At 62.0% G+C, this 16,152-nt stretch carries 21 protein-coding genes; 8 read left to right on the top strand and 13 right to left on the bottom strand.

Features of this window, described 5'->3' with window-relative positions:
• Nucleotides 1-10: 10 nt before the first annotated feature.
• The 6 genes from MGEO_RS11570 (at nucleotide 11) to MGEO_RS11595 (ending at nucleotide 5,629) form a co-directional block, all read left to right on the top strand.
• Complete coding sequence (locus MGEO_RS11570) at nucleotides 11-1,165, top strand: LLM class flavin-dependent oxidoreductase (RefSeq protein WP_085637549.1); 1,155 nt, start codon at nucleotides 11-13, stop codon at nucleotides 1,163-1,165.
• Nucleotides 1,165-2,052 (top strand): aldo/keto reductase, encoded by an 888-nt coding sequence (locus MGEO_RS11575; RefSeq protein WP_085637552.1) that lies wholly within the window; start codon nucleotides 1,165-1,167, stop codon nucleotides 2,050-2,052. The genes MGEO_RS11570 and MGEO_RS11575 overlap by 1 nt, the downstream gene beginning before the upstream one ends.
• Nucleotides 2,053-2,060: 8 nt before the next feature.
• Nucleotides 2,061-2,567, top strand: coding sequence for a flavin reductase family protein (locus MGEO_RS11580; RefSeq protein WP_085637555.1), 507 nt, complete (start codon nucleotides 2,061-2,063; stop codon nucleotides 2,565-2,567).
• 72 nt (nucleotides 2,568-2,639) lie between these two features.
• The gene (locus tag MGEO_RS11585; protein WP_085637558.1) at nucleotides 2,640-3,218 is read left to right on the top strand and encodes a TRAP transporter small permease; all 579 of its coding nucleotides are present in this window, start codon (nucleotides 2,640-2,642) and stop codon (nucleotides 3,216-3,218) included.
• A 5-nt stretch (nucleotides 3,219-3,223) separates the two neighbouring features.
• Nucleotides 3,224-4,513 carry a TRAP transporter large permease gene (locus MGEO_RS11590; RefSeq protein ID WP_085637561.1) on the top strand — a complete coding sequence of 430 codons (1,290 nt, stop codon included), beginning with the start codon at nucleotides 3,224-3,226 and terminating at the stop codon, nucleotides 4,511-4,513.
• Between the two features lie 57 nt (nucleotides 4,514-4,570).
• Nucleotides 4,571-5,629, top strand: coding sequence for a TRAP transporter substrate-binding protein (locus tag MGEO_RS11595; protein WP_085637564.1), 1,059 nt, complete (start codon nucleotides 4,571-4,573; stop codon nucleotides 5,627-5,629).
• Nucleotides 5,630-5,984: 355 nt separating this feature from the next.
• Here MGEO_RS11595 and MGEO_RS21175 read toward each other — a convergent pair whose 3' ends face one another.
• A complete protein-coding gene (locus MGEO_RS21175) occupies nucleotides 5,985-6,908 on the bottom strand; it encodes a hypothetical protein (RefSeq protein WP_143746265.1) in 924 nt (307 codons plus the stop codon).
• Nucleotides 6,909-7,232: 324 nt separating this feature from the next.
• Nucleotides 7,233-7,709, bottom strand: a complete 477-nt coding sequence (locus MGEO_RS11600) for a tetratricopeptide repeat protein (protein ID WP_085637567.1) — start codon at nucleotides 7,707-7,709, stop codon at nucleotides 7,233-7,235.
• A gap of 42 nt (nucleotides 7,710-7,751) precedes the next feature.
• Between MGEO_RS11600 and MGEO_RS11605 the strand changes: the two genes are divergently transcribed.
• Nucleotides 7,752-9,005 carry a cytochrome-c peroxidase gene (locus MGEO_RS11605; protein ID WP_085637570.1) on the top strand — a complete coding sequence of 418 codons (1,254 nt, stop codon included), beginning with the start codon at nucleotides 7,752-7,754 and terminating at the stop codon, nucleotides 9,003-9,005.
• Nucleotides 9,006-9,059: 54 nt separating this feature from the next.
• Nucleotides 9,060-9,425 carry a cupin domain-containing protein gene (locus MGEO_RS11610; protein ID WP_085637573.1) on the top strand — a complete coding sequence of 122 codons (366 nt, stop codon included), beginning with the start codon at nucleotides 9,060-9,062 and terminating at the stop codon, nucleotides 9,423-9,425.
• A gap of 18 nt (nucleotides 9,426-9,443) precedes the next feature.
• Here MGEO_RS11610 and MGEO_RS11615 read toward each other — a convergent pair whose 3' ends face one another.
• The 11 genes from MGEO_RS11615 to MGEO_RS11665 all read right to left on the bottom strand — a co-directional run bounded on the left by MGEO_RS11615 (nucleotide 9,444) and on the right by MGEO_RS11665 (nucleotide 16,149).
• The gene (locus MGEO_RS11615; RefSeq protein ID WP_233139864.1) at nucleotides 9,444-9,866 is read right to left on the bottom strand and encodes an NUDIX hydrolase; all 423 of its coding nucleotides are present in this window, start codon (nucleotides 9,864-9,866) and stop codon (nucleotides 9,444-9,446) included.
• Between the two features lie 133 nt (nucleotides 9,867-9,999).
• Nucleotides 10,000-10,611 carry an urease accessory protein UreG gene (gene ureG / locus MGEO_RS11620; RefSeq protein ID WP_085637579.1) on the bottom strand — a complete coding sequence of 204 codons (612 nt, stop codon included), beginning with the start codon at nucleotides 10,609-10,611 and terminating at the stop codon, nucleotides 10,000-10,002.
• A complete protein-coding gene (locus tag MGEO_RS11625; protein WP_085637583.1) occupies nucleotides 10,608-11,258 on the bottom strand; it encodes an urease accessory protein UreF in 651 nt (216 codons plus the stop codon). Before MGEO_RS11625 ends, ureG begins: the two co-directional genes overlap by 4 nt.
• Nucleotides 11,230-11,670, bottom strand: a complete 441-nt coding sequence (locus tag MGEO_RS11630; RefSeq protein WP_085637586.1) for an urease accessory protein UreE — start codon at nucleotides 11,668-11,670, stop codon at nucleotides 11,230-11,232. Before MGEO_RS11630 ends, MGEO_RS11625 begins: the two co-directional genes overlap by 29 nt.
• 127 nt (nucleotides 11,671-11,797) lie before the next feature.
• Nucleotides 11,798-13,558 carry an urease subunit alpha gene (ureC, locus tag MGEO_RS11635; protein ID WP_085637589.1) on the bottom strand — a complete coding sequence of 587 codons (1,761 nt, stop codon included), beginning with the start codon at nucleotides 13,556-13,558 and terminating at the stop codon, nucleotides 11,798-11,800.
• A 1-nt stretch (nucleotide 13,559) separates the two neighbouring features.
• The gene (locus MGEO_RS11640; protein WP_085637591.1) at nucleotides 13,560-13,874 is read right to left on the bottom strand and encodes a hypothetical protein; all 315 of its coding nucleotides are present in this window, start codon (nucleotides 13,872-13,874) and stop codon (nucleotides 13,560-13,562) included.
• Nucleotides 13,874-14,179, bottom strand: a complete 306-nt coding sequence (locus MGEO_RS11645) for an urease subunit beta (RefSeq protein ID WP_085637594.1) — start codon at nucleotides 14,177-14,179, stop codon at nucleotides 13,874-13,876. The genes MGEO_RS11640 and MGEO_RS11645 overlap by 1 nt, the downstream gene beginning before the upstream one ends.
• Nucleotides 14,176-14,355, bottom strand: a complete 180-nt coding sequence (locus MGEO_RS11650; protein ID WP_085637597.1) for a hypothetical protein — start codon at nucleotides 14,353-14,355, stop codon at nucleotides 14,176-14,178. The genes MGEO_RS11645 and MGEO_RS11650 overlap by 4 nt, the downstream gene beginning before the upstream one ends.
• Nucleotides 14,356-14,396: 41 nt before the next feature.
• A complete protein-coding gene (locus MGEO_RS11655) occupies nucleotides 14,397-14,699 on the bottom strand; it encodes an urease subunit gamma (protein WP_085637600.1) in 303 nt (100 codons plus the stop codon).
• 3 nt (nucleotides 14,700-14,702) lie between these two features.
• Complete coding sequence (locus tag MGEO_RS11660; RefSeq protein WP_085637603.1) at nucleotides 14,703-15,527, bottom strand: urease accessory protein UreD; 825 nt, start codon at nucleotides 15,525-15,527, stop codon at nucleotides 14,703-14,705.
• A 172-nt stretch (nucleotides 15,528-15,699) separates the two neighbouring features.
• The gene (locus MGEO_RS11665) at nucleotides 15,700-16,149 is read right to left on the bottom strand and encodes a hypothetical protein (protein WP_085637607.1); all 450 of its coding nucleotides are present in this window, start codon (nucleotides 16,147-16,149) and stop codon (nucleotides 15,700-15,702) included.
• Between the last annotated feature and the right edge of the window lie 3 nt (nucleotides 16,150-16,152).

Consider the following 16,152-nt stretch of genomic DNA (forward strand, 5'->3'; position numbering starts at 1 on the left):
GAGACACCTTATGACCATCGTGCCGATCACCTCCCCAGACCTCGACGCGGCAGAGGTTTCTTGGTTCGCGGCGCTCTGCTCTGACGACTACGAATTCCTCGGCGTACCTGATGGAAAACTGCGGTCGAGCTTTGCGCATTGCTCGGGCATCGTGAAAGAGGCCGAGGCGCAGGGATTTCGCAACATCCTCTGCCCGTCGTCGTACCAGGTTGGACAGGACACACTGTCCTTTGTCGCCGGCTGCGCGCCGATCACCGAAAAGATCAACATGCTGGCCGCCGTGCGCTGCGGCGAGATGCAACCGATCATGCTGGCCCGCACCATCGCGACGCTGGACCACATGCTCGAGGGCCGTCTGACGGTGAACATCATCTCGTCCGACTTCCCCGGCGAAAAGGACGACAGCAAGTTCCGCTACCAGCGCTCCCGCGAGGTGGTGGAAATCCTCAAGCAGGCGTGGACCCAGGGCGAGATTAATTACAAAGGCGAGGTCTACAATTTCGAAGGCCTGACCACCGATCCGGCGGTGCCCTACCAGACAAACGGTCCGCTGCTGTATTTTGGCGGCTATTCCCCCGATGCGCTGGAGCTGTGTGGCCAGCATTGCGACGTCTACCTGATGTGGCCCGAGCCGAAAGACGCGCTGGCGCAGCGGATGAAAGACGTGAACGCGGTGGCGGAACGCTATGGGCGCACGCTGGATTACGGTCTGCGCGTGCATGTCATCGTCCGTGACACCGGGGCGGAGGCCCGCGAATACGCGCAGCACATCGTCAGCAAGCTGGACGACGAACAGGGCAAGACGATCCGCGAACGCGCACTGGACGCGACCTCGCTCGGCGTGTCGCATCAGGCCAAGAACCGCGAACTGGCGGATATGGAAGGCTTCGTAGAACCGCATCTCTGGACCGGTGTGGGCCGGGCGCGCTCGGGCTGTGGTGCGGCTCTGGTGGGGTCCACCGATCAGGTGCTGAGCGAGCTGGAGCAGTATCAGAAAATGGGCATCCGCGCGTTCATCCTGTCGGGCTATCCGCATCTGGACGAATGCCGCCATTTCGGCAGCCGGGTCCTGCCACAACTCAAGACCGTACAACTGAACGAAGCCTATGGGCGTGTGCCAAACGGCACCCCCGCAACCCCACTTGGAAACGGAGTCCGCCGCTAATGGATCGTGTGAAGTTCAACGACGCCCTTGAAATGAGCCGCCTTGTCTATGGCATGTGGCGGCTGGGTGACGATGCCGACACTAGCGTGGACCACATCCGCAACAAGATCAGCGCCTGCCTCGATCAGGGCATCACCACGATGGATCAGGCAGACATTTATGGCGGCTACGAGGCTGAAGAGATCCTCGGGTCCGCGCTCACACCCGAGCTGCGCAACCAGATCGAGATCGTGACCAAATGCGATATCGTGGCCCCGGTGGGGCGCTACTCAAACGCGCGGGTCAAATATTACGACACCTCGCGCGCGCATATCCTGTCTTCGGTCGACCATTCCCTGCGGCTGATGAAGATCGACCACATCGATCTTCTGCTGATCCACCGCCCCGACCCGCTGATGGATGCCTGCGAAACCGGCGCGGCGCTCGACGAAGTGGTGGCCTCCGGCAAGGTCCGCGCGGTTGGCGTGTCGAACTTCCGCCCCTGGGATTGGGAGCTGTTGCAGGCGTCGATGAAGACCCCGCTCGTCACCAACCAGATCGAGATCAGCCTTCTGCATCACGCGCCCTTCGCCAATGGCGATATCGCGTTCCACCAGAAGAACGGCCAACCGCCGATGGCGTGGTCTCCGCTGGGTGGCGGTTCGCTCTTCGAGCCGAAAAACGCCGCCCTGCGCACCGCGCTCAAGACCATCGGTGACGATCACGGCGTCGATGAAGCGGCAGTAGCGGTCGCCTGGCTCTTGGCGCATCCGGCGCGCATCCTACCTGTCCTCGGCACCAACAATCTGGACCGCATCGCCCGCATCGGCGATGCTGCCAAGATACAGATCGACCGGGAGACATGGTTTGACCTTTACACCCACGCCCTTGGACATGAAGTGGCCTGAGACAAGCGATGAACGCCTTGACGCACAGCTTTGACCCCGCACAGCAGAGCAGCCGCGACTTTCGCGATGCGCTCGGACGGTTCGGCACGGGCGTCACGGTGATCACCTGTGACACCGGCGACGGGCCGCTGGGCATCACCGCCAACAGCTTTGCCAGCGTGTCTCTCGACCCGCCTCTGGTGCTGTGGTCGCCGGCCAAATCATCAAGCCGCTATCCGTTCTTCATGGCCGCCGATCATTTCGCGATCCATGTGGTCGGCGCGGAACAGGCCGGGCTGTGCATGGCTTTCGCGCGCAACGGCAACCCGTTCGACCAGTTCGACTGGGAAACGGGCGATCACAACGTTCCGCTTCTGAACGGCTGCCTGAGCCGGTTCGAATGCACGAAGGTGGCTGAACATGACGGCGGCGATCATTCGATCGTGGTGGCGCGCGTGCGCCGGGTGACCACACGGGAGGGAGACCCGCTTTTGTTTTACAGCGGACGATACGGAGGCTTTACTGAACCGACATAAACCGCCCCGATAAAACGAAGAACCGGGGCCGTCGGCAGAGGAGGCCGACGTGGGACAGGGAGGAGGCCAGCCATGGCCATTTTGCTGGGGGTTCTGGCCCCGTTTCAGTTGTTCAACGACATTGTCCTGCGCATCGGGCGCGGCATCGCGGTTGTCTGTATCGCTGCGATGGTCATCGCCATCCTGCTGCAGGTGTTTTTCCGTTATGTTCTGGGGAATGCCCTGCCCTGGCCTGAAGAGGCTGCAATTTTCCTGATGCTCTGGATGACGGCTGTCATCGCGCCCTCGGCCTATCGCCGGGGCGGGTTCGTGGCACTGGAAATCCTGACCGCCGCGCTGCCGAAAAAGGGGGCGTCTGCACTGGCGCTGGTGCTGCTTCTGATCTCGGGCGTGGTCCTGATGATCGGGGCCCAGATGGGTCTTGGTGAAATGACCAGCCTTGCCGGAAAATTCAAAAGCGCCTCGCTGAAATATCCGACTGCAGATGGTTGGGAAAAAATGCCCAACTCGTGGCAGATCGCATCGCTGGTGACCGGTCTCTGCCTTCTGTTCATCGTCAATATCGAATTGATCCTGCGCAACCTCATCACCCTCGCCGGTGGGGAAGACCGGTTGCGCTCCGCCCTCGATACCGAACTGACGGTGGAGTAAGTCACATGCTGGTCTGGTTTCTTCCGCTTTTCCTTGTCTTCCTGATGATCGGCCTGCCGGTCTTTTTCGGCATGCTTGCCGCACCCGGCATCCTGCTCTGGCTCAATGGTCAGGAACGCGATCTGATCCTGCTCTACCGCAACGTCTACAACGGAATGGCATCCTTCCCGCTGATGGCGATCCCGTTCTTCATGCTGGCGGGCGAGCTGATGAACCGGGGTGGCATCACCATGCGTCTGGTGGAATTCAGCCAGGCGATGATGGGTCATTTCCGGGGCGGTCTGGCACATGTGAACGTTCTGTCGTCGATGCTCTTTGCCGGGCTGTCGGGCTCTGCCGTGGCGGACACGTCGGCGTTGGGATCAATGCTGATCCCGGCGATGGAGAAAGAGGGCTACACCCGCAAATTCGCCGCCGCCATCACAGCCGCGAGTTCGGTGATCGGCCCGATTATCCCGCCGTCCGGCATCATGATCATCTATGCCTATGTCATGGGCGAAAGCGTCGCCGCCCTGTTCCTTGCGGGCATCGTGCCGGGCATCCTCGTGGGTGTGGGCCTGATGATCATGGTCAAGTTCATGGCCGACAAATACGACTTCCCGGCGTCCCGTCAGAAAGCAACATGGGGAGAGCGGGGCGATGCCTCGCTCAAGGCGTTCTTCCCGCTGATGACGCCGGTCATCATCCTGGGCGGCATCCTCGCGGGCGTCTTCACACCGACCGAAGCGGCCGCGGTGGCGGTGGCCTACGCGATCATCATCGGGATGTTCGTCCTGCGCACGCTGACCCTGAAAGACCTGCCCGACGTGCTGATGCGGGCGGCCATGACTTCGGCGGTGGTGCTGCTTCTGGTCGGGGCTGCGATGGCGTTCAAGACGGTGGTGTCGCTGTCGCACGCGCCGGAGATCCTTGCCGAGTTCATCCTCGGGCTGAGCCAGAACCCGCTGGTTCTGCTGTTCCTAATCAACCTTCTGCTGTTCATCGTTGGCATGTTCCTCGATGCGGGTCCGGCAATCATCATTCTGGGGCCGATCCTCGGACCGATCTTCGTCGATCTCGGCATCGACCCGATCCATTTCGCGATCATCATGTCGGTGAACCTGACCGTGGGTCTGGCCACACCGCCGATGGGGCTGGTTCTGTTCGTGGCTTCTTCGGTCTCGGGAGAACGGGTCGAGACCATTTCGAAGGCCATCCTGCCCTTCCTCGCCGTGGAGATCCTTGTGATCTTCCTCATCACCTTCATTCCGGAAATCTCAATGACCATTCCGCGCCTCACGGGGTTTGCGGACTGACATCTGCGGGTCACACGACCCGTGTAACCGACCAAAGAAAGCTACAGGGAGATACCAATGCTCAAAGGTCTAACCAAAGCGGCGCTCACAGCCGCATTGCTCGCCGGCAGCGCGATGACGGCGGCGGCGCAGGATTTCACCATCCGCGCGACCGCGAACTCCAACGAAAACGACGAAGACTATGACGGCCTCGTGGTCTTCAAGAACCATGTCGAGAACGCCTCGAACGGCCGCATCGCGGTGGAACTGTTCATCGGCACGCAGCTCTGCTCGGGCGGCGCGGAATGTCTTCAGGGTGTGGCCGATGGTTCCATCGACGTGTTTGTGACCACCTCGGGCGGCGCAGCGGGCATTTTCCCGTACGTTCAGGTGCTGGACCTGCCCTACCTGATGTCGGATGACCGTGTGGCGGAACATGTGCTGTCGGGCGATTTCACCCGCACCATGCGAAACATGGCGCTTGAGGACAGCGGCGACACGATCCGCATCATGACCATCGGCAACACCGGCGGCTGGCGCAACTTCGCCAACACCAAGCGCCGCGTGACCCAGCCCTCCGACCTCGAAGGTCTGAAGATCCGCACCGTGGTTGCGGACCTGCCGCAGGAAGTCGTGAAGGCGATGGGCGCGGCCCCGACGCCGATCAGCTGGCCGGAACTCTTCACCTCGTTCCAGACCGGTGTGGTCGACGGTTCCAAGAACGGCATCACCGACATCATGGGCATGAAGTTCCCGGATGCGGGCCTGAAATACGTCACGCTTGACGGTCACGCCTACATGGGCGCGATCTGGGTGATGAACAACGCCAAGTTCATGGGCATGCCCGAAGACATGCGCCGCGTGGTGGTCGATGGCTTTGCCGCGCTCCAGCAGGCGACATTCGCCTCGCCCAAGCGCAAGTCGATCCAGGCGTACCAGGATTTCGTCGCCGGTGGCGGTGATCTCTACGTGCCGACACCCGAGGAAAAGGCCGCGTTCCGCGATGCGGCGGCCCCTGTTTTCGCGTGGTTCCAGGAGAACGTGGACGGTGGTCCGGAAATCTTTGAAGCACTGACAAAAGCGGTGGAAGAGGCCGAAGCCGATCTGGCGGCAGAGTACGAAGCCGACCTGAACTGATCGCGGATCATACCCGTGTCAGCGGCCCCGGAGGACACTCCGGGGTCGTTTTTGTCTGAGGGCCGGGTCATGGCCCAACCTGTCTGAATTCGGAGAAGAAGCGGCGCCGCCCCAATGGGCCTGACGGTTCTCTCAACTGCCGGGGTCGCCCCCGTGACCTGTACCCCTTGGGGCCTTCTGAAACCGGTTTCTCATGGTCGCCCCTGTCGGGGATCAAGAGAGCGTCAGTTCGTGGTGTCGCGGCATGGGAGTGACCCTTCCCGCTCGATGCGCATCGTGGGCGGGGGTATGGGGGAGAGGTGGTTAACGGGGCGGAAATTGGGCGTGCGGACACCCTCGTTGTACCTTCTCGAACTCAGGCAATCATCCTCATCGCTCCCTCCAGAAAACGTTCATTTCGCCAAGCCACTCTAACCTGATAAGCAGGCGTTCCTCGACCCTTCCATCCTTCTACAAACAGTGCGTGAGCTCCGATCGGATCAAAAGTAGGTCTGTCAGGATCAAGTAATTTCCACATCTTATTCACCAAGGATGTAGTGCCCCAAGGATTGCGCTTGGCCGGATTCCAGCGGGTATCAATCAGTGCCATCTGAATCCAGGTGTGTAATTGTCGTGCGTATGGATATTTGCGACACATTCCTTTGGCAAAGTACGCGATCTGTTTACGCGCAAGTGCTTCGGCGGAACTTTTGGAAATTCGCAAACGAGCGATATTTGCACTGGCCCTCGCGCCAACCTTGCCATCCCGCACGCGCTTCCAATCTGAAAATACAGACTCTTCGGACGCAATACTGCCATCACTTTCTAGAAATTTGACCCGCCACGTATTCAGCAATTCGCGACATTGTGAGCGACCAAAGTTGTCTCTCTGTGAGAGAGTTCCGTCCATGTCTACCAAACTGCCAATTCCAATGGTCACAAGGTCTTTGTTATCACAGTAAAAATGCGTAATGACACCCTCCCTCTGTTTGAGGTGAGGAAAAAATTCTGCCATTGCTGCCCCATCATTTATCAGGTCTAGCCCAGTGCTTCGCGGAACGTCTACTGGTACAGAGTCTTGAACTGGTCGTGACGGCATATCTGGCGCCATTGAAGATGCTTGTGCCCAAAGCGCGGCGGATGCATCGTTGTTCAATGCCATCCAAGTGCGGCCTCCAGGATCAACACGGCTGTCAGCCTTACGGAATTTGCAAACCTTGGTCTGAAAATCTGATATCGCGCCCATTGTTTTTGGTCCATTTCGACCATCAATGGCAAGTTTAAGCCTGTTGATCGGCATTAGTGAGTTCAGAAGCGACTAGACCGTCTCTACATCTTCTTTCCGGTTATTTCCCTCACGTCCAACGCTGCCAGTGAGCATCGCACCATTTGAATTAATCATTACCCGGATCCTCAGCTAAAAACTCTCAATCTTCAAATAATAGCTTAGACCAATCCTGCCCAATGTATCGTATAGCCTCAATCAGACTGCTCTAACACGAAACCTAATTATTTTTTCGCAAACGAAGAGGAAAAATGAACATTTGAAGCAACACTCCAAATCTTGTGAAGACGCACCCGCCACACTCCTGCCACTTGCCCCTGCTAGAGTAATCCGCAACACTCACCGAAACGGGTAGAGCCAGACCCTGTAGTCATCCACGAGTTCCTGCGCATGTTCGATCTGTTCCGGCGTCATCTTCTTGACCACCTCCTCGACCGAAATGGCCGCATCGGGGTCTCCGCCGATGGTGCTGAGCTGGTACCACAGGAACGCGCGCACCAGATCCGGGGCGGGCAGGCCAAGACCGGTTTCGTAGTACCAGCCGATGCCCGACTGCGCGCCGGGATGTCCCTTAAGCGACGCGCGCAGGTACCAGTCGAAGGCGCGGACATAGTCCTGCTCGACTCCCAGCCCCAGCGCGTACATGACGCCGATCAGTTCTTCGGCCTCGGCATTGCCCGACCGCGCGGCGGGCCAGAGCGCATCATAGGCCTCGTCAAAGCGGCCCTCTTCCATCAGGTCGCGCGCGTCCTCGATATCGGCCAGCGCAGGCGTGGCCATCAGGCTCATAGCAAGGGTCCATCCGGTCCAGTTCATCTTGGTCTGCTCGTCTTTCTGTCTCTTGGCGCAGCACCCCTGGTGGCGCAGCCCATCACGGCGGAGGATTTTATCGCCTTCGACGCGGATCAGGCACGGCTGGGTCAGCTCCTGTTCTACGACAAGGTTCTGAGTGGCAACAAGAACATCTCCTGCGGCACATGTCACCACCACGACCTTGGCGGCAGCGACGGGTTGTCGCTGGGCATTGGTGAAGGCGGTGTCGGGCTGGGTCCAAAGCGCCTGCCCGGCGACGGGGCGGACCGTATCCGCAAGCGCATCCCGCGCAACGCGCCGGCGCTGTGGAACCTCGGGCACAGGGATGTGCGGGTGCTGTTCCATGACGGACGGCTCGAGATTTCGGACATCTACGGCAATGGCTATGACAGCCCGGCCGAGGAATGGCTGCCGCAGGGGCTTGAGACGATCCTCGCCGCGCAGGCGCTGTTCCCGATGACCGCGCAGTTCGAGATGGCCGGAAACACCGGCGAGAACGAGATCATCGGCGCGGTGACCGACCGGATTGACCTTGGCTGGCCGATCCTGGCCAAGCGGCTGCGGACGATCCCGGAATACGGCCAGATGTTTGTCGAGGCGTTTGACCATATCGACCGTCCCGAGGACGTGAGCATAGTCGAGATCGGCAACGCTTTGGCCGCGTTCATCGGCACCGAATGGGCCAATTTCGACAGCCCCTATGATGCGTTCCTGACCGATGGAACACCGCTGCCCGAGGATGCGGAGCGTGGGCGGCGGCTCTTTTTTGGCGAGGCGCGCTGCGCGCAGTGCCACAACGGTCCGCTGCTGACGGATCAGGACTTCCACGCGATGGCCCTGCCCCCGTTCGGCCCCGGCCGCACCCGCCGCTGGGACCCGATCCCGCGTGATGTGGGGCGCATGGGCGCGACGGATGACCTCGAGGACGCCTATCGCTTCCGGACGCCACCGCTGCGCAACGTGGCCCTGACCGCGCCCTACGGGCATAACGGCGCATATGCGAGCCTGCGCGACATGGTGCGCCATATGGCGAACCCTGCCTCCATGCGTGCCGACTGGACACCCGCGCGGGCAACGCTGCCCGAGGTGCCATGGCTGCAGGAGATCGATTTCGTGATCCAGTCCGACAGGCTCGAGATGGAGCGCCATGCCGCCACCGTCGATGTGCGGCCCGTGTCCCTGAGTGATGCGGATGTCGATGACATCGTAGCGTTTCTGGAGAGCCTGACCGGCGCGACCGCGCTGAACAGACCTCTGGGGCGGCCGGATCGCGTGCCAAGCGGGTTACCGGTGGATTGACCGGGAGGCAAGTCACTCCGTAATCTGGTGCCGAACCGGGACGGGAGTGCGACCATGCGTGTTCACCTGCTCTACGCGGACGAGGCCGGCGAAAGCCACTGGAGCGATCTGACGGTGTCCCTTCAGGAACGGAGTTTCGCACCCCCCGCCAAAGCCATCGAAATCTCGGAGCCGGAGGCCGCGACCCACAGTCTGTTCCTGCGGCTGCGGGCAGGCTGGGATGAACCGATCCACCCGACGCCGGTGCGCCAGACGCTGATCTGCCTGCGGGGAGAGGTCGAGGTCACGGCAAGCGACGGGGAAAAACGGCGGATCGGACCAGGCGATGTATGGCGTATGGAGGACCGGCACGGAAAGGGCCACCACACGCGTGTGACCAGCGCCGAGGACTTCGACTGCGTGATCGTTCAGTACGACTGATCCGACGCGCGCGGCCTGTCAGGACGCCTTGAGAAACTCGCGGATCACCGGTTGTTTGGACGGCTTCTTGGCCAGAGTGCGGAGCAGGTCCGCCAGCTTGGGTTCGCTCACCCGCTTGGCCGCGCTTTTGGCGCTGAACCATTTGCGTTTGCGTTCCTTCCGCTCTTTCCAGTTGCTTTTGAGCTTTTCGACCACCATCGGGTACACGTCCACTTCGCAGATCATGGACACGCCTTTGCCCAGCTTCTTGCGATAGGTGTACTGACCGACCACTTCGTGACCGATATAGCCAACCGCGCCCGCCTCTTCGAGCGCCTCGATTTCGGCGGCTGTCCAGGGTTTTTTCCCGTCCATCGTCCAGCCCTTAGGCATGATCCAGCGTCCGGTGTCCCGCGAGGTGACCATCAGCACCTGAAAGGTGCCGTCCTTTTTCCACCGCATTGGAAGCGCGGCGATCTGTTTCCCGATTTTGGCCATAAGTGTTTTTACAAATTATAGTTTTTCTTGCTGCTGTAATCACAACATAGGTCAATAATGTATATTCTGCAAATTTCGGAACTGTGACAGCGGTAAATCACAGTCCAGAAACCCGTTTCAGGTGGTCCAGAACCTCGTCCACCCCCTGATCGTGGCGGATGGCAGCAAAGACAAAGGGACGGCCTTCGCGCATCTTGGTGGCGTCGCGGTCCATCACCTCGAGCGAGGCGCCGACATGCGGCGCGAGGTCGGTCTTGTTGATCACCAGAATGTCCGACCGGGTCAGCGCGGGGCCGCCCTTGCGGGGGATTTCCTCACCCGCCGCCACGTCGATCACATAAAGCGTCACGTCCGCCAATTCCGGGCTGAAGGTGGCCGACAGGTTGTCGCCACCGCTTTCGATCAGCACAACTTCGACATCGGGATGACGTTTGACCATCTCGGCCACCGCAGCAAGGTTGATCGACGCGTCCTCGCGGATGGCGGTGTGCGGGCAGCCGCCGGTTTCCACGCCGATCACCCGGTCCTGCGGCAGGATCTGCATCCGCATCAGCGCTTCGGCGTCTTCCTGCGTGTAGATGTCATTTGTGATCACACCCACCGAATGGGTGTCCTTGAGCCGCTTCGCCAGCGCCGCGGTGAGCGAGGTTTTCCCCGCACCCACCGGGCCACCGATGCCGACACGAAGGGGTCCGTTGCGGGTGCTCATGTGCGGAAAATCCTTGGGCTGAGGGTTTCGTGACGCATCGCTGCGATATCGGCAGCAAAGCTCTGGCTGGTCAGATCGTCAAGCGTCCGGGTTTCGGTCTGCGCGGCGATCTCGGAACAGAGCGGCGACAGGGCCGCGACGATCCTTTGCGCTTCGGTCTGGCCCAGCGCCATCAGGCGCTGACAGGCGGCGACCACGGCCGCAACCCAGGCGTGCAGGTACATTTGCACCGCCATCGTCAGGGGCAGGTCGAGGTGTCTGATCCCGACGCCCAGCGCCACCGGGTAGGTGAGGTTCGTCACGTCGATGCCCCAGTTTGCGCGCAGCTGGTCGCAGAAGGCGGCACCCTGCGCGTCGATCTCCAAAAGGCGCTCACGGCTGGGACAGAAGGCGCGCGCAGTCTGGTCCACCTCCAATGGGTCCATTCCACTGGCCGCCGCACGGATGAGGATCGCATCGCTCATGCCATTGCCCTCGCGCAGCATGTCGGACAGCCAGTCTTCGACCGTTGCGGGTGTCACCACCTTGTCGGCAATCGCCTGCTCCAGCCCGCTGGAATAGGCGAAGGCCCCGATGGGAAAGCCCGGCGACAGCCATTGCGCCAGCGTCAGGATCGGGTCAGTGGGCGTGCGAATGGGTCCGTCCATGACCGTAGGCTCCTCCTTCCGGGGTAAAGGGTTCGACGCGCTCTGTCACCGTCGCACCCAGCTTTCCCAGCATGTCGCGGATGACATGATCGGGCTGGATCAGCAGGCGCGTGGCCTCGACCTGACAGGGCGTGTGGCGGTTGCCGATGTGCCACGCCAGACGGACAAGATTGTCGCCGGTGATCTCGAGAAGCGGTTCGGGGGCGGCGACGATTTCGATCTCGCGCCCGTCTTCAAGCTTGAGCGCGCCGCCGTGGTCGAGCGAGGTGGTCTGTTCGAGATCGAGCAGAAACTCCAGCCCGCCATCGGTGGTCAGCACACGCCGCCGCAGGAACCGCGCCTCGTAGCTGAGCGAGATACGGTCAGCGGGCGTGCCGTGAGTGTGGGTGTGATAGGTTGAGGCTGTGAGCATGTGGTTGGTCCTTATGAGGTCAGCGCCCAGCACGGCGAAGCCGGGCAGCCCCCGACCGCCCCCATGGGCGGGGGCTTCACCCCCACCCGCGGTCGGTCGCTGCCCTCGGTTCGTGTGGCGATTGTCATCAAAACAGGAAATACCGCTGCGCCATCGGCACCACTTCTGCCGGTTCGCAGACCAGCAGTTCCCCATCCGCGCGCACCTCGTAGGTTTCGGGGTTCACCTCGACCTTCGGTGTGGCGGTGTTGAGCTTGAGGTCCGACTTGCCGATCCCGCGCGTGTTCTGAACCGCGAGCGTTTTCTTAGCGAGACCCAGCTTTTCCCCGATCCCGTCGGCCTGCGCCGCCTCGGACACGAACACCACCGCCGAGTTCTCGACGCTGCGCCCATAGGCGCCCCACATGGGCCGCGTGTAGACCGGCTGCGGTGTCGGGATCGAGGCGTTGGGGTCGCCCATCTGCGCACAGGCAATCGTGCCGCCGATCAGGACCATCTCGGGCTTCACACCAAAGAAGGCCGGATGCCAGAGCACCAGATCGGCGCGCTTGCCTTCCTCGATGCTGCCGATCTCGCGGCTGATGCCATGCGCGATTGCCGGGTTGATCGTGTATTTCGCCACGTAGCGGCGCACGCGCATGTTGTCGTTGTCGCCGGTTTCCTCGGGCAACGCGCCGCGCTGCTTCTTCATCTTGTCGGCGGTCTGCCAGGTGCGAATGATGACCTCGCCCACACGGCCCATCGCCTGACTGTCGGACGCAATGATGCTGAAGGCGCCCATGTCGTGCAGGATATCCTCAGCCGCGATGGTCTCGCGCCGGATGCGGGACTCCGCGAATGCAATGTCCTCGGGGATCGACTTGTCGAGGTGGTGACAGACCATGAGCATGTCGAGATGCTCTTCCAGCGTGTTCACCGTAAAGGGGCGCGTTGGGTTGGTGGAGGATGGGAGCACATGCTCCTCACCGCAGATCTTGATGATGTCCGGCGCGTGCCCGCCACCGGCGCCTTCGGTGTGGAAGGCGTGGATCGTGCGGCCCTTCATGGCCTTGACGGTGTGTTCGACAAAGCCGGACTCGTTGAGTGTGTCCGTGTGAATCATCACCTGCACATCCATCGCGTCAGCAACGCTCAGACAGCAGTCGATGGCACCGGGCGTTGTCCCCCAATCCTCGTGCAGCTTGAGCGCACAAGCCCCCGCCTTGACCTGCTCTTCCAGAGCGGCGGGCAGCGAGGCGTTGCCCTTGCCCGCAAAGGCAAGGTTCATAGGGAAGGCGTCCGCCGCCTGTAACATGCGGCCGATGTGCCAGGGGCCGGGCGTACAGGTTGTCGCCAGCGTCCCATGCGCCGGGCCGGTGCCGCCGCCCAGCATGGTGGTCAGGCCGGAATGCAATGCGTCCTCGATCTGCTGCGGGCAGATGTAGTGGATGTGGCTGTCGAACCCGCCTGCGGTCAGAATGCGGCCTTCGCCGGCAATCGCCTCGGTTCCCGGTCCGACGATGATGTTCACCCCCGGCTGGGTGTCGGGGTTGCCCGCCTTGCCGATCCGGTAGATGCGCCCGTCGCGCAGACCCACATCGGCCTTGTAGATGCCGCTATGGTCCACGATCAGCGCGTTGGTGATCACGGTGTCCACAGCGCCGTCGGCCCGCGTTGCCTGAGACTGGCCCATCCCGTCGCGGATCACCTTGCCGCCGCCGAACTTGACCTCTTCGCCGTAAACCAGCGCGTTCGCGCCGCTGCCGCCACCGGTCGCCGCACCGACCGCCTCGGCGGTCAGGTCACGCTCGACCTCGATGATCAGGTCGGTATCGGCCAGCCGCAGCTTGTCGCCCACGGTGGGGCCGAACATGGCGGCGTAATCGGCGCGTTTGATCTGTGCTGGCATGTCAGCCTCTCTTCATTCCACGTTTCGTCAGACGCCGGTGATTGGCGCGGGTGGTCTGCCGGATCGGCTTGATCGCCAAAGCCGCCACCACATCGGGGCTTTTCCCCGCCAGCATCGCCAGCGAGGCGTCTGTCCCGCCCTTGAGAAAGGCAAAGACCTTTTCGTTGAGCATCCGGCTGTTCTCGGTCTTGGGCACAGACCAGAGCCCCATCGCCCCCATCATGCGCATGGCGATCACGCCCTGCGCCTCGGCCATCACCCAGCCCATCTGCATGGCGTTGGCCCAGTAATCCATCGGGGTGAACAGCCGTGCCATCAGAGGTCTCCCATGACCTGCTGGTTGAAGCCGATCACCCGGCGCGCGCCGGAGAGCGGGATCAACTGGACTTCGCGGCGCTGACCCGGTTCGAACCGCACGGCGGTCCCCGGCGCGATGTCGAGCCTGTGGCCCCGCGCGGCGTCGCGATCGAAGTCGAGCGCCGGGTTGGTTTCCGCGAAATGGTAATGGCTGCCGACCTGAACGGGACGGTCACCGGTGTTGGCCACCATCAGCGTGACCGCCGGGCGGTCCGGGTTCAGGGTCAGCGACCCTTCGGCCGGGAACAGCTCTCCGGGGATCATTTGCGGTGCCGGATTTTGCCGAAGGCCAGCCCGCCTGCGACCGCGATCAGACCCAGAGCGCTGACCAGCGCCAGCCAATGCGCGCCGTCATGCGGGTGTACATGGGCACCGGGATGCGCCATCGCGGAGGATGCCCAAGCCAGTGTCATCGCCGTCAAAGCCAGACCTTTTTTCATCTCGAAACCCTTTCGCTTCTTCTTTTTCCAAATATGCAAAGTCACCGGATCGGATTGTGCACTGTCACCAGTTTGGTGCCGTCCGGAAACGTCGCTTCGACCTGCACCTCGTGGATCATCTCGGGGACGCCTTCCATGCACTGATCGCGGGTGATGACCTGCGCGCCCGCCTGCATCATGTCGGCCACGCTGCGCCCGTCGCGCGCGCCTTCGACCACCGCATCGGTGATCAGCGCAATCGCTTCCGGGTGGTTGAGCTTCACACCCCGTTCGAGGCGTTTGCGCGCGACCATGGCGGCCATGGCGACCAGCAGCTTGTCTTTTTCGCGGGGGGTCAGGTTCATGTCTTACAGTCTCCAGGATCGCGGCAGGGCGTCACCGCTCAGCCGATCAAGAACAGGAATGAGGGTGCGGCGGAGGGCGTAGCCGTCTTCGGCCAGCGCGCGGAGGACCAGAACGCCGTCCTGCACCAGCGATACGCCTGCGGTTGACGGCAGCATGCCGCGGATGGGATCCAGATGCGCCTCGGCCTCGGGGGCGGCGAAAACCACCAGAGCCATGGCACGGGCACCGCCGCCCAAAGCGGGTTTGTCGAGGATTGCTGTGATGTCGCCATTCAGGGTGCTCGCATCGCGGAACACCAGGTCGCCGTCACGTTCAAGCGTCAGGCTGTCGGCAAAGCGGGCCTGCGTGACCACTTCGCCCATTGCCAGACGGCCAAAGAGGACGGGTTCGACCACCAAAACGCGGGCATCGGAGGCCATTCTGATCGTCAGCGACCGGCGCAGCGCGCCGTTCTGGAAGAGGATGGTTTCCTGCGGCAGCCAGTCGACACGGCCCCCGGACTCGACCGTCACGATGTTGCGCACCCGCGCGGTGGTGTCGTCTGCGGTGCGGTAGACCCTTTCGGCGGCTTGCGTCGTCAGGCGCAGCCGCGCGCCTGTCTGGGCGGTGGCGGAAATGGACAGCGTATCACCACCCGTCAGGCCTCCAGAGGTGTTGAGGATCACGCCTTCGACTGCATCGCGTGCCGGTGTCATGAGAATCTTGGCAGAGCCGGTCTGGTGCAGATCGGCCAGTGCCGACAGGCCCGCCCCCCGCGCCTTGGCGGCGATGGTCAGCTTGCCATGGGAACGCGGCGGCAAGGTGGTGATGGCGGTCAGATGAGTCATGTTGGCGAAACGCTAGCAATCGGTGTGACCCGAGTTCCAACGCATTTCTTGGCCACGCACCACAACTGAGCGAAAGCACCGCAGAAAGCGGCCAGCATCAAAACGCCGCGCCCAATAAACGGGCAATCAGGTCACAAATGCCCTCAAATTCATCATAAATGAATCGTTGAAATCAGGACTCTGGCGTACATTCAGGCAGTTGGTTCAGCACCATGTCGCGGGACGGGCGCAACCCGTCCGGCAGGTCTTGCAGCACCTCGTCCACAACCTCGGCGCTCAATTCCGCCACCTCGCAGGAATAGTCGGCAAAGCTGCCGTCCGGATTTTCCTCTTGCCAATCGCGGAAATCCTGCGCCTCGAAGGCAACGGCCGCGCCCGCACCCACCACGGGAATGGCCACAAGCACACGGCGCAAGCGCGCCTTGGCTTTCGCCTTCGACACCGCTTTGGCCAGCTCCTTGCGGTGGCTCAGTGCGGCGGCAGAGGCGCTTGCGGTGACGGTGGCCACCTGCGCTGTCAGCGTCACCGCCTGCACCGCGAGGGCCACCGTGCTGACCAAAAGCGCCGCGCAGAGCCACATCAGCACAACCGTGTTGCGCAGCCACCTGAAAACGCGGAACACCGG

The organism is Marivita geojedonensis (genome assembly GCF_002115805.1).
Classification (GTDB): domain Bacteria; phylum Pseudomonadota; class Alphaproteobacteria; order Rhodobacterales; family Rhodobacteraceae; genus Marivita; species Marivita geojedonensis.

What these genes read in the sequence shown, in the direction of transcription:
- MGEO_RS11570 (WP_085637549.1), top strand. Translation starts at nt 11, where the DNA reads ATGACCATCGTGCCGATCACCTCCCCAGACCTCGACGCGGCAGAGGTT.
- MGEO_RS11575 (WP_085637552.1), top strand. Translation starts at nt 1,165, where the DNA reads ATGGATCGTGTGAAGTTCAACGACGCCCTTGAAATGAGCCGCCTTGTC.
- MGEO_RS11580 (WP_085637555.1), top strand. Translation starts at nt 2,061, where the DNA reads ATGAACGCCTTGACGCACAGCTTTGACCCCGCACAGCAGAGCAGCCGC.
- MGEO_RS11585 (WP_085637558.1), top strand. Translation starts at nt 2,640, where the DNA reads ATGGCCATTTTGCTGGGGGTTCTGGCCCCGTTTCAGTTGTTCAACGAC.
- MGEO_RS11590 (WP_085637561.1), top strand. Translation starts at nt 3,224, where the DNA reads ATGCTGGTCTGGTTTCTTCCGCTTTTCCTTGTCTTCCTGATGATCGGC.
- MGEO_RS11595 (WP_085637564.1), top strand. Translation starts at nt 4,571, where the DNA reads ATGCTCAAAGGTCTAACCAAAGCGGCGCTCACAGCCGCATTGCTCGCC.
- MGEO_RS21175 (WP_143746265.1), bottom strand. Translation starts at nt 6,908, where the DNA reads ATGCCGATCAACAGGCTTAAACTTGCCATTGATGGTCGAAATGGACCA.
- MGEO_RS11600 (WP_085637567.1), bottom strand. Translation starts at nt 7,709, where the DNA reads ATGAACTGGACCGGATGGACCCTTGCTATGAGCCTGATGGCCACGCCT.
- MGEO_RS11610 (WP_085637573.1), top strand. Translation starts at nt 9,060, where the DNA reads ATGCGTGTTCACCTGCTCTACGCGGACGAGGCCGGCGAAAGCCACTGG.
- MGEO_RS11615 (WP_233139864.1), bottom strand. Translation starts at nt 9,866, where the DNA reads ATGCGGTGGAAAAAGGACGGCACCTTTCAGGTGCTGATGGTCACCTCG.
- ureG (WP_085637579.1), bottom strand. Translation starts at nt 10,611, where the DNA reads ATGAGCACCCGCAACGGACCCCTTCGTGTCGGCATCGGTGGCCCGGTG.
- MGEO_RS11625 (WP_085637583.1), bottom strand. Translation starts at nt 11,258, where the DNA reads ATGGACGGACCCATTCGCACGCCCACTGACCCGATCCTGACGCTGGCG.
- MGEO_RS11630 (WP_085637586.1), bottom strand. Translation starts at nt 11,670, where the DNA reads ATGCTCACAGCCTCAACCTATCACACCCACACTCACGGCACGCCCGCT.
- ureC (WP_085637589.1), bottom strand. Translation starts at nt 13,558, where the DNA reads ATGCCAGCACAGATCAAACGCGCCGATTACGCCGCCATGTTCGGCCCC.
- MGEO_RS11640 (WP_085637591.1), bottom strand. Translation starts at nt 13,874, where the DNA reads ATGGCACGGCTGTTCACCCCGATGGATTACTGGGCCAACGCCATGCAG.
- MGEO_RS11645 (WP_085637594.1), bottom strand. Translation starts at nt 14,179, where the DNA reads ATGATCCCCGGAGAGCTGTTCCCGGCCGAAGGGTCGCTGACCCTGAAC.
- MGEO_RS11650 (WP_085637597.1), bottom strand. Translation starts at nt 14,355, where the DNA reads ATGAAAAAAGGTCTGGCTTTGACGGCGATGACACTGGCTTGGGCATCC.
- MGEO_RS11655 (WP_085637600.1), bottom strand. Translation starts at nt 14,699, where the DNA reads ATGAACCTGACCCCCCGCGAAAAAGACAAGCTGCTGGTCGCCATGGCC.
- MGEO_RS11660 (WP_085637603.1), bottom strand. Translation starts at nt 15,527, where the DNA reads ATGACTCATCTGACCGCCATCACCACCTTGCCGCCGCGTTCCCATGGC.